This window comes from Acetobacterium sp. (genome assembly GCF_041752335.1).
Classification (GTDB): Bacteria; Bacillota; Clostridia; order Eubacteriales; family Eubacteriaceae; genus Acetobacterium.
The window spans coordinates 1-10246 of the sequence record NZ_JBGSHG010000094.1; the positions used below are offsets into that span (position 1 = coordinate 1).

Genomic DNA, 10246 nt, shown 5'->3' on the forward strand with positions numbered 1-10246 from the left:
TCAAGCGGGCAGGATATCCCAATTTTTATGATTATTATCTGCAAGTAACGGTGTGAACTCTGGAACCGCCGTATACCGAACGGTACGTACGGTGGTGTGGGAGGTCGGCTGATCAATTAATGGTCAGCCTCCTACCCGATGGTGGTAGTTATTTAATGGGTTCGGCGCAATTGGCGGAACCGGTACTCAGGAGCATGTCGAGGCCGTGGTCCAGGGCGGGCAGAATGGCTTCGAGATTTTCCTTGACCGCTTTGGGGCTGCCGGGCAGGTTAATGATCAGGGTTTGCTTGCGGATACCGGCGGCGCTGCGGCTGAGCATCGCTTTTGGGGTGATCTGCAGGCTGTGGTAACGCATTGCTTCGGGGATACCCGGGGTCATCCGATCGCAGACGGCAATGGTAGCTTCCGGGGTCCAGTCCCGCTGGGAAAAACCGGTGCCGCCGGTGGTCAGAATCAGATCCAGATGATCTTCATCGGCCCAGACCATCAGGGCTGTTTTGATGGTTTCCAGATCATCCGGCAGGATGATGGTTTTGACCACTTCGTACAAATTGGTTTCGGCCAGCATTGTCTCAATCATCGGGCCGCTTTTGTCTTCCCGTTGGCCCTTTGAGCCCAGATCGCTTAAGGTCATTATTCCAGTTCGATACATAAGATCCTCCTAAATATTAAATGTGAAAAAATCATTGGCCAATAAATCGATATATAAAAGTTTATTCCGCAATATTTCCTCTTTCCCGGTGAGGACTTTTAGGGCTTCGGAAACTTCCAGCGAAGCAGCCAGGGCTGGGGTAAAGGATGGATTGCCCAGGGCTTTGGAGTCGTATTCTTTTTCGCCGGCATAGAGGCGTGACAGGGTATCATCTTCCGGGAAAACCGTGGTTATCTGGGCGAACCAGCCGCCGATGGCACCGTGGATCAGGGGAATATTTTTTTCTTTGCACAGGGTCTGCACGGTGAGCCGGGCGGGGACATTATCCAGGGCGTCGACCACCAGATCGGCATCACCAATCAGGGCAGAACCGTTATCCTCGTCCAGAAAATCGTGATAATAGGTCGTCGTCACTTCTTTATTAATCAACTTAACCCGGGCTGCCGCGGCTTTCGCCTTGGGGGTACCGAGATTTTTTTCAGTAGAAAAAATCTGCCGATTCTGGTTGGAATCTTCAAAAACATCGCCATCAATCAAAATCAGCGCACCAATCCCGACCCGGGCCAGCATTTCAATAATATAGCCACCCAAACCGCCGCAGCCGACCACACAAACCGTGGCATGCTGGATGCGCTCAAATTCTTCCTCGGAAAAAGCTGGAAAATTCCGTTCATAACGTGACATCGCGCCACCTCCTCGTATCCCAATCTAATAATTAAGATCAGTATAACAATTTTTAACGAATAATTAAAGTCTTGAATTGATATTGTTTTTTCAGACAATAATCGTTAGAATAGAAAGTAGACAAAAAATGACAAAATTTGGTCGGCAAGGAGAAAAAATGGAGTTGCTAAAGGTAAAAACCATTGATGAGATGAAGAAAATCATCAATGAGACATTTAAAGACATAACTTTAGAGAATGAAACCATTGATATCAGCCATGGATTGGGCCGGGTATTATCCTCGGATATCGTTTCGACCATGGATGTTCCGCATTTTGATCGCTCAGTGGTGGATGGTTATGCAGTGAAGCTAACCGACGTTCAGGGCGCATCCACTGCCATACCGGGATTTTTAAGAATCACCGGGGAAGTTCAGATGGGCAAAGAAACCACCGAAAGCCTTAATCAGGGTGAAACCCTTTATGTTCCAACCGGCGGCATGGTGCCAGCTGGCACCGAAGCGATGATTATGATTGAATATACCGAAAAATTGGGGGAAAAAGATCTGGCCATTTATATCAATGCTGGAGCCAACGAAAATATGATGCGGATTGGTGATGATATCAGAAACGGGGAACTGGTTTTTTCCCGGGGCCATCTGTTAAGACCACAGGACATTGGCGTTTTATCGGCTTTGGGTTACCGGCAAATTGAGGTTTATAAGCGTCCCCGGCTCAGCATTATTTCCACCGGTGATGAAATCATCCGGCCGGGAGAGACCCCTAAGCCAGGGGAAGTGATTGACATTAACACGCCGGCCTTGGCAGCGGTGGCAAAACGATTGGGAGCCGAGGTCATTTCGACTTCTTATGCCAGAGATGACCACAATGAGATTCGCTCTGCCGTCGAAAACGGAATAGAAAACGGCGATATGGTCATTCTTTCCGGCGGCAGTTCGATGGGTGAAAAAGATTATACCGTCCAGGTCATTGATGGGCTGGGGCAGGTGCTGCTCCATGGTCTGGCCGTTAAACCGGGAAAACCGACGATTTTGGGAACTGTTTTGCAAAAACCAGTGATTGGCTTACCAGGTCAGCCGGCCGCGGCCATCATGGTGATGATGATTGTGCTACAGGAATTTATGAAGTTGTACTATAGTCAGGATGTTTTCAAATATCAGACTGTCCAGGGAGTGCTGATGGAAAATATCCATGCCGCCCCAGGCCGGCGGACCTTCCAGACTGTGTCTATCACTAAAACTGAAAATGACACTGAAGTCCGGCCAACCCACGGTAAATCCGGGATGATTACGCTCTTATCCTATTCCGACGGATACATTGAAATCACCGAAAACGAAGAAGGAAAAAATACCGGCGACCAGGTCGAAGTGATCCTGTTTTAGAAAGCACACGGCCTTATTACTAGTATCAAAACTGGAGGGAAGAATGAATACCGAAAATATCGGAAAAAAAGACGAGCGGAATTTATATTTAAAAAATGAAGATCTGGATGTAGCAGTGGCCAAGTATCTGGCCTTATTATCCTTTACCGAAGCTCAGGAAAAAGGCCGTTTATTACCAGTGATCGAAGCCCAGGGATGGGTGACGAAAGAGCCGGTTTTTGCGAAAATTTCATCGCCTTATTATAACGCCTCCGCCATGGATGGGATTTGTGTCGAAGCGATGGCGATGATCGGTGTGGATGAACGTCATCCCCGGACTCTGATAAAAGGAGCCGATTTTAATTTTGTCGATACCGGCGATGTGATCGCCGATCCCTACAATGCCGTGGTGATGATTGAAGATGTGATCATTAAAAGTGACGACGAAATCAGTATCAACAATCCGGTTTCGCTGTGGCAGAATGTCCGGCCCATTGGTGAAGACATCGTCGCTGGAGAACTGATTATCCCGGCCTTTCATCGGGTTCGTCCGATCGACCTGGGCGCCCTTCTGGCCGGCGGTATCACTGAGATTGAAGTGATGGACAAACCCCGGGTCGGGATTATCCCCACTGGTACTGAACTGGTGGAAGCTGGAGCGGCGATGGCAGTGGGAAAAATAATTGATTCCAATACCCATATGTTTGTCGGACTGGTGCAAGAATATGGCGGAGCTGCCAAACGCTATCAGACCGTTCGGGATGACTACGAGCTGATCAAAAACGCCATTATTAAGGCCGTGGATGAAAACGATATGGTCCTGATTTCGGCCGGTTCCTCGGCCGGAACCGAAGATTACACCCGCAGGCTGATCGCAGAACTGGGTGAAGTGGTGGTTCACGGCGTTGCCATTAAACCCGGAAAACCGGTGGTTTTGGGAATCGTTCAGGGGAAACCGGTAATTGGGATCCCCGGCTATCCGGTTTCCGCCTACTTTGTCTTTGAAAGCTTTGTCAAGCCAGTGATGCTGGCCTTTAACCACCAAACCTTTACCGAAGGGGTCACCATTAAAGCAGTGTTGTCCAAACGGCTGATGTCGTCGCTGAAATATCTGGAGTTTGTGCGGATGAAATGTGGACGGGTCAACCAGCGCTTTGTGGCAACGCCACTGGATCGCGGTGCTGGGGTGACGATGTCGCTGGTCAATGCCGACGGGATCTTAAAGATCCCCAAAAATGTCGAAGGCTATGAAGCCGGTGAAGAGGTCGAGCTGATTCTGATGCGGCCCCGGGAAGAAATTGAAAATACCCTGGTTTCGATTGGCAGTCACGATGTGTTGATGGATATCGTCGCCAATATTATCCATAAAAATAAGGAACTGGTGAACCTGTCCTCGGCCCATGTGGGTAGCTTGGGGGGAATTATGGCGATCAAAAAAGGCGAGTGCCATATTGCCCCAATCCATTTGCTCGATGAGGATACCGGAATTTATAATCTGGCCTATTTGAAACGCTATCTGGCCGATGAGGCGGTGGTGCTGATCAAAGGGGTCAAACGAACCCAGGGGATGATCATCCCCAAAGGCAACCCCAAAAATATTCAGGGTATTGCCGATCTGATCCGGCCGGATATCAGCTTTGTCAATCGCCAGCGGGGCTCGGGAACCCGGGTGCTATTGGATTATTTACTGAAAACCGCCCAACTTGATGCCAATCAGGTTTTGGGTTATACCCGTGAAATGAACACCCATATGATGGTAGCTTCGGCTGTGAAATCCGGTTCCTGCGATGTCGGTATCGGCGTTTTGTCGGCAGCTAATATGATGGAACTGGATTTTATCCCAATCGGAGATGAAGCCTACGATTTTGTTATTTTAAAAGAGAATCTCGGGGATCCCCGGGTGAAAATATTCATCAAGGTGCTTAAATCCCCGGAATTCAAAGATACCCTGAAGCGGTTGGGGGGATATGAACTGGAACAACCGGGAGAAATAGTCGAACCCTAGACATCACAAGGGAGAAAGCAGGAAGCAGATGAAGGATCATTATGGAAGAAAAATAAATTACATGCGTATCTCCATCACCGATTTATGCAATTTAAGATGTGTCTACTGTATGCCAGAAGAGGGGATAAAAAAACATCCCCATCAGAAAAATCTGTCCTTTGAAGAAATTCTGGAGCTGATTAAGGCCGGGGTTTCACTGGGGGTCAACAAGATTCGGCTCACCGGTGGAGAACCGCTGGTCCGCCATGGGATTGTCGATTTGGTCAGAAGAATCGGCGAAATCCCCGGGATCGAGGATCTCACCATGACCACCAATGGGATTCTCCTGCCAAAATATGCCAAAGATTTAAAAGCCGCCGGTTTAAACCGGATAAATATCAGTCTGGACACCTTTGATCCAGTCAAATTTCATGAGATTACCCGGAGGGGCCATCTTGAAGATGTTTTTGCAGGGATTGCCGCGGCCAAGGCAGTGGGGATGCATCCGATTAAAATCAACACCGTGCTGATCAAGGATTTCAACGACGATGAAATTGAAACCTTTGTGAATTACACCAGAGACGAAGCGGTTTATGTACGGTTTATTGAACTGATGCCGCTGGGTGAATCCAGCGGTTTTGCGGAAAACAAATACCTGTCCAATGATGAGGTATTAAAACGGATGCCGGCTTTAACGCCGCTGCTAATCCCTGATAAAACCGGCCCGGCGGAATATTATCAACTGCCCGGAGCCAAGGGCCGAGTGGGCCTGATCAATCCCATCAGTAAGCATTTCTGTAGCGAATGCAACCGGATCCGGGTCACCACCGATGGCAAGATCAAACCCTGTCTTCATTCGGACTATGAGATTGACCTGGTGGCGCTGCATCAATCTGGGAAGACCTATCAAGAGATTCTCTTACAGGCAATTAATGAAAAGCCGGAAAAACATCATATCAACGAACATGAAAAGCAGTTATTGAGAAATATGAACGAAATTGGAGGATGACATGGACAAAGAAATTTTAGAGTTCACCCATTTTAATGATGCGGGCCGTAGCAAAATGGTTGACGTCAGTGAGAAAAAAAGCTCCGAGCGGGTAGCCATAGCCAAAGGTGCCATCACCATGAACAAAGAGACCCTGCAAAAAGTAATCGCCGGACAGATGAAAAAAGGGGACGTCCTGGGAGTCGCTCAGATTGCCGGAATTATGGGCGTTAAGCGGACGGCAGACCTGATCCCAATGTGCCATAATATTTTTATTTCCGGCAGCGACATTGACTTTGAAATTGATGAGGCGAATTCCCGAATTCTAATCGAAGCGACGGTTAAAAATACCGGCCAGACTGGCGTGGAAATGGAAGCTTTAACGGCAGTTTCAGTGGCCGCCCTGACCATCTATGACATGTGCAAAGCGGTGGACAAAGAAATGACCATTGAAGAGATCTATTTGGCTAAAAAAACCGGTGGCAAATCCGGCGAGTTTATCAATCCCAAACATCAATAAAATTAGCAGGAGAAATGTAATGAGTGGAAAAGTAATAGCAATTAATATCAGTGAGAAAAAAGGCGTCATGAAAAAACCGATTCCGACCGGGGATTTTATTAAGGATTTTGGTCTTGAGAATGACGCCCATGCCGGTAAATGGCATCGGCAGGTCAGTCTGTTAGGTCAGGAGAGCATCGATAAGATGATCGCCATGGGAGCAGCCGGACTATGCGCCGGAAATTTTGCCGAAAACATTACGACCGAAGGAATCTGTGTGTACGAGTTGCCGGTGGGGACGAAGCTAAAAATCGGTGAAACCCTTCAGGAAGTTACCCAGATCGGTAAAGAATGTCATGCTGGATGCGAAATTGCCCAACAAGTAGGGGATTGCGTGATGCCACGAGAAGGCATTTTTACAATTATCCTTGAAGGCGGCTCCATTAAAGCCGGGGATGCCATTGAAGTCGTGGAATAGTCAGACCGAAAATCATTTGTGCCATGTCAAATTAAGATAGAAACATTTCGAAATTTTCGGCACCAGAAACATCTGATCAAAATAAACCTTAAATTTTTCCAGAGATGAAACAAATCACAAAAAATGATGGAATGTGTATTGCATTATCAGAATTTAGTGTTACAATAGTAAATGTTATTGCCGTACAAGTGTCTTTCACGTAAAGACAGTCGCCTGATGGAGGACAATATGAATCAATTTATAAATAGTATGGCCGGAGTGGCCTGGAGTATCATCCCGATATTGCTGATCTTTTTTTTAATGTCAGGCATCATGTTTGTTTTTTATTTCAAAGTGAAAATTGAAGAAATATCGATCTATTTAAAAAGTATTGCAGCTTCCCTAGAAAGGCTCTCAAATCGGCGAAATGACTATTAGAAAGAGTTTTATGGAGGAATTTATGTTTTTTGAAAAAGTAAAAGTTGCAGATCCTGAGATTTATGAACTCATGGAAAAGGAATTGCATCGACAACAAAGTCATTTAGAGCTCATCGCCTCTGAAAACTTCGTGTCAGACGCAGTAATGATTGCTATGGGAAGCCATTTAACCAATAAATACGCCGAAGGTACCCCGGGACACCGCTTCTACGGTGGCTGTGTTCACGTTGATACCATTGAGCAGGTTGCCATCGATCGGGCCAAGGCATTATTTGGTGCCGAACACGCCAATGTTCAGCCCCATTCTGGTGCCCAGGCAAATACTGCCGTGTATATGGGAATTTTAGAACCTGGCGATACCGTTTTAGGGATGCGTCTGGATCAGGGAGGGCATTTAACCCATGGCAGCCCGGCCAACCTGTCAGGAAAATACTATAATTTTATCTCTTATGGGGTGGATCAGGTAACGGAAACCATTGATTATGATGAAATAGAAAAGCTGATCAAAGAACACCATCCCAAATTGGTGGTTGTGGGCGCGAGCTCTTACCCCCGAGCCATCGACTTTGAACGCATTTCAAAGCTGACCAAGGCCGCCGGTTGTTATCTGATGGTGGATATGGCCCACATTGCCGGTCTGGTGGCAGCCGGACAGCATCAAAGTCCCGTCCCCTATGCCGACTTTGTCACCACCACAACGCACAAAACTTTGCGAGGCCCAAGAGGGGGCATTATTCTATGTAAAAAAGAATATGCCAAACTCATTGATAAGGGTGTCTTTCCAGGTACCCAGGGTGGTCCTCTGGAGCATATGATCGCAGCCAAGGCGGTAGCTTTTAGAGAAGCCGCAACGCCAGAGTTTAAGTCATACCAGGAACAGGTAGTCAAAAATGCCAAAGTATTGGCGGCCGCCCTTGAAAAACGGGGATTTCGGATTGTTTCCGGGGGTACCGATAATCACCTGATGCTGTTAGATGTCAGCAAGGTGGGTCTGACCGGGAAAGAAGCGGATGAAACCCTGGGAAAAGTCAATATCACCGCTAACAAAAATGCTATTCCCTACGATAAGGAAAGTCCTTTTGTCACCAGTGGAATCCGTGTCGGTACCCCGGCGATTACCACCCGAGGTCTGGTTGAAGCCGATATGGAAGTGGTAGCCGATGCCATTGAAGCGGCGCTGATTAAAAAAGACATGGAACTGGCGCTTGAAAAAGTCGCGTTCTTAACAGAAAAATATCCCTTATATCCGGGGTTAATGGGTTAACAAACCATAAGCGTTTAACAGATACGGCTCTGTTAAACGCTTTTTTTATGTATAAAAAACCCTAGTATAAACTAAGGTTTTAAATGGATCTCATTCACAATTAAATTAGGGTTTAATGAAAGATAAGTTAAATTTGCAAACAGGATAACGACTCGAAGCATGTTAAAAAGCGATAGTGTATACTTGATTCCCTGATTGCTAATTTTTGAGATTTGGGCTTAATTTTTGAAATTGACTTGGATGTTATGTTGCTTAAGTCGTTTGCTCTTCTAATAGTTTAACTTCTTTGGTACGTTTTATTAAAAGAATAGACGAAATAACCCCGAGAATACCACATACAACTAGCAGGATGAAAATTTGATTGAAGCCTACGGCAATATCTCCTGCGGCCTTTGCATCATCTAACCACTTGCCGAGAATTGGACCGTAAAATGCATCTGGCAGAAAAGCGATAAACGAAATGATGCCTGTAGCCATTCCGGTCATCCCGATGGGAATACCTGCCTGGTCCATTACTGACCAATAGGTCGATTTCAAGACATTAGCCAAAAATGCGATTATTAAGGTTAAGAAAACACTTAAGGCAACAATTTTTGCTGTTGTTAGAACGCCAATCAGAGCTGCGATGATTGCTATAAAAAGGATAACAAAACCTTTGCCCTTGAATGTAAACTTATCCATAACGAATCCGCCTATTACTCCTGCCAACAACACAATGATGTAGCTTCTGACGATTCCGATGGCGCTAGCTGTTGTTGTTGAGATATTTAATACTTGTACTGTATAGGTTGTCATATAGGCGTTGCCTAGAGCCCATGTGATATAAGAGAACATTATAACGAGGATTGTGACCCAGACACCTTTATTTTTTAGTACATCGATAACTCGATATTTGGTTTCGCTAGTTGTTGCATGTTCTTCGTGTATAATGTCTGTTTTTGGAAGAAAAAACAAGGCCAGTACAAAAAACATTGCGCACACCCCAGCACCAAAGAGAAACAGCACTTTCATTCCAGCCGCTTCAGTAGCTGCTAAACCAACGATGGCAAGAAACGCAAAGCCCATGATTGTTTGAATGACACCCCGTAAGGCTTCGCTACTGCCAAACATTTTGCTTTGGTTATCTTTATTTGCTAAATTACGGATCCCTTTCAGATAAGCAGACCATAAGGTAGCAATACCAAAGAATCCATAAAGTATGTGAATAATCAGTAGAACTGTGAAATTAGTAGTCATCGCAAAAGCGAACGTTAACACAGCTAAAGCTGCCAAAGTAGTAGAAATCAGGAATCGCATGGTAAATTTATCGGCCATCCATCCACCAATAGGGTAACATAGGGTATAGGTCAAATTTAAAGCCGAAGCTAAAATACCGATTTCCATATTTGAAAGTTGATATGCCGCTGCAAATTGATCATAAAAAGTATAGCGCAAAAACGGTAATTGGTATGCGAGCGCAACCGTTGCACTTAAAATTAAGAACACCATCGCATTTTTAAATCCAAATTTTTTCATAATATCCTCCTAGTTCATGATTGCGAAATACATGTCTATTGCAAAAGTATAGCATGATAGTTGTAAACGGTCAACAGTTATTTTTTGATTGAAATTATCGGGTAATTTTCTTTGGAATTAGTGATAACTGGGATAGTCAACAGAAAATTTTAAGGCAGCTTATTAAGTGTAGACGATTAATCATGATAATTTTAACAAAAAAACGCTTGACAATGAATTTCAGAGCATGATATATTTGCATTGCGAAATACATGTATTAATTAAAAAAAACTGGAGGCTATTTCAAATGTATATTAACAGACGTTTTTATGAAAAATATGTATCTACCCGTGATGTAGAGTTGTTACATGAGTATTCACTAAAGGTTTTACAAGAAGTTGGGGTTTCATTTGCCAGTGAAGAGGC

The 10246-nt window shown here is 45.3% G+C and carries 10 protein-coding genes; 7 read left to right on the forward strand and 3 right to left on the reverse strand.

Annotated features, from left to right (window positions below):
* Positions 1–148: 148 nt before the first annotated feature.
* A complete protein-coding gene (locus ACEW8F_RS12230; protein WP_373483751.1) occupies positions 149–652 on the reverse strand; it encodes a molybdenum cofactor biosynthesis protein B in 504 nt (167 codons plus the stop codon).
* Between the two features lie 9 nt (positions 653–661).
* The gene (locus ACEW8F_RS12235) at positions 662–1336 is read right to left on the reverse strand and encodes a ThiF family adenylyltransferase (protein ID WP_373483752.1); all 675 of its coding nucleotides are present in this window, start codon (positions 1334–1336) and stop codon (positions 662–664) included.
* 157 nt (positions 1337–1493) lie between these two features.
* On the opposite strand from ACEW8F_RS12235, the gene glp reads away from it, so the two are divergent.
* The 7 genes from glp (at position 1494) to glyA (ending at position 8326) form a co-directional block, all read left to right on the forward strand.
* A complete protein-coding gene (glp, locus tag ACEW8F_RS12240; RefSeq protein ID WP_373483753.1) occupies positions 1494–2717 on the forward strand; it encodes a gephyrin-like molybdotransferase Glp in 1224 nt (407 codons plus the stop codon).
* A 43-nt stretch (positions 2718–2760) separates the two neighbouring features.
* Positions 2761–4701, forward strand: a complete 1941-nt coding sequence (locus tag ACEW8F_RS12245) for a molybdopterin biosynthesis protein (RefSeq protein ID WP_373483754.1) — start codon at positions 2761–2763, stop codon at positions 4699–4701.
* A 28-nt stretch (positions 4702–4729) separates the two neighbouring features.
* On the forward strand, positions 4730–5689 hold the full coding sequence (gene moaA, locus ACEW8F_RS12250; RefSeq protein WP_373483755.1) for a GTP 3',8-cyclase MoaA: 960 nt from the start codon (positions 4730–4732) through the stop codon (positions 5687–5689).
* A 1-nt stretch (position 5690) separates the two neighbouring features.
* Positions 5691–6188 (forward strand): cyclic pyranopterin monophosphate synthase MoaC, encoded by a 498-nt coding sequence (moaC, locus tag ACEW8F_RS12255; RefSeq protein WP_373483756.1) that lies wholly within the window; start codon positions 5691–5693, stop codon positions 6186–6188.
* A 19-nt stretch (positions 6189–6207) separates the two neighbouring features.
* On the forward strand, positions 6208–6645 hold the full coding sequence (locus tag ACEW8F_RS12260) for an MOSC domain-containing protein (protein WP_373483757.1): 438 nt from the start codon (positions 6208–6210) through the stop codon (positions 6643–6645).
* Positions 6646–6873: 228 nt separating this feature from the next.
* The gene (locus ACEW8F_RS12265) at positions 6874–7062 is read left to right on the forward strand and encodes a hypothetical protein (RefSeq protein ID WP_148636259.1); all 189 of its coding nucleotides are present in this window, start codon (positions 6874–6876) and stop codon (positions 7060–7062) included.
* Between the two features lie 22 nt (positions 7063–7084).
* A complete protein-coding gene (gene glyA / locus ACEW8F_RS12270; protein WP_373483758.1) occupies positions 7085–8326 on the forward strand; it encodes a serine hydroxymethyltransferase in 1242 nt (413 codons plus the stop codon).
* A 252-nt stretch (positions 8327–8578) separates the two neighbouring features.
* On the opposite strand, the gene ACEW8F_RS12275 is transcribed toward glyA, so the two are convergent.
* A complete protein-coding gene (locus ACEW8F_RS12275; protein ID WP_373483759.1) occupies positions 8579–9841 on the reverse strand; it encodes an MFS transporter in 1263 nt (420 codons plus the stop codon).
* Positions 9842–10246 lie beyond the last annotated feature (405 nt).

Bases quoted from the DNA above. Each gene is read 5' to 3' on its own strand.
- ACEW8F_RS12230 (WP_373483751.1), bottom strand. From the start codon at position 652: ATGTATCGAACTGGAATAATGACCTTAAGCGATCTGGGCTCAAAGGGC.
- ACEW8F_RS12265 (WP_148636259.1), top strand. From the start codon at position 6,874: ATGAATCAATTTATAAATAGTATGGCCGGAGTGGCCTGGAGTATCATC.
- ACEW8F_RS12275 (WP_373483759.1), bottom strand. From the start codon at position 9,841: ATGAAAAAATTTGGATTTAAAAATGCGATGGTGTTCTTAATTTTAAGT.
- ACEW8F_RS12245 (WP_373483754.1), top strand. From the start codon at position 2,761: ATGAATACCGAAAATATCGGAAAAAAAGACGAGCGGAATTTATATTTA.
- moaC (WP_373483756.1), top strand. From the start codon at position 5,691: ATGGACAAAGAAATTTTAGAGTTCACCCATTTTAATGATGCGGGCCGT.
- moaA (WP_373483755.1), top strand. From the start codon at position 4,730: ATGAAGGATCATTATGGAAGAAAAATAAATTACATGCGTATCTCCATC.
- ACEW8F_RS12260 (WP_373483757.1), top strand. From the start codon at position 6,208: ATGAGTGGAAAAGTAATAGCAATTAATATCAGTGAGAAAAAAGGCGTC.
- glp (WP_373483753.1), top strand. From the start codon at position 1,494: ATGGAGTTGCTAAAGGTAAAAACCATTGATGAGATGAAGAAAATCATC.
- glyA (WP_373483758.1), top strand. From the start codon at position 7,085: ATGTTTTTTGAAAAAGTAAAAGTTGCAGATCCTGAGATTTATGAACTC.
- ACEW8F_RS12235 (WP_373483752.1), bottom strand. From the start codon at position 1,336: ATGTCACGTTATGAACGGAATTTTCCAGCTTTTTCCGAGGAAGAATTT.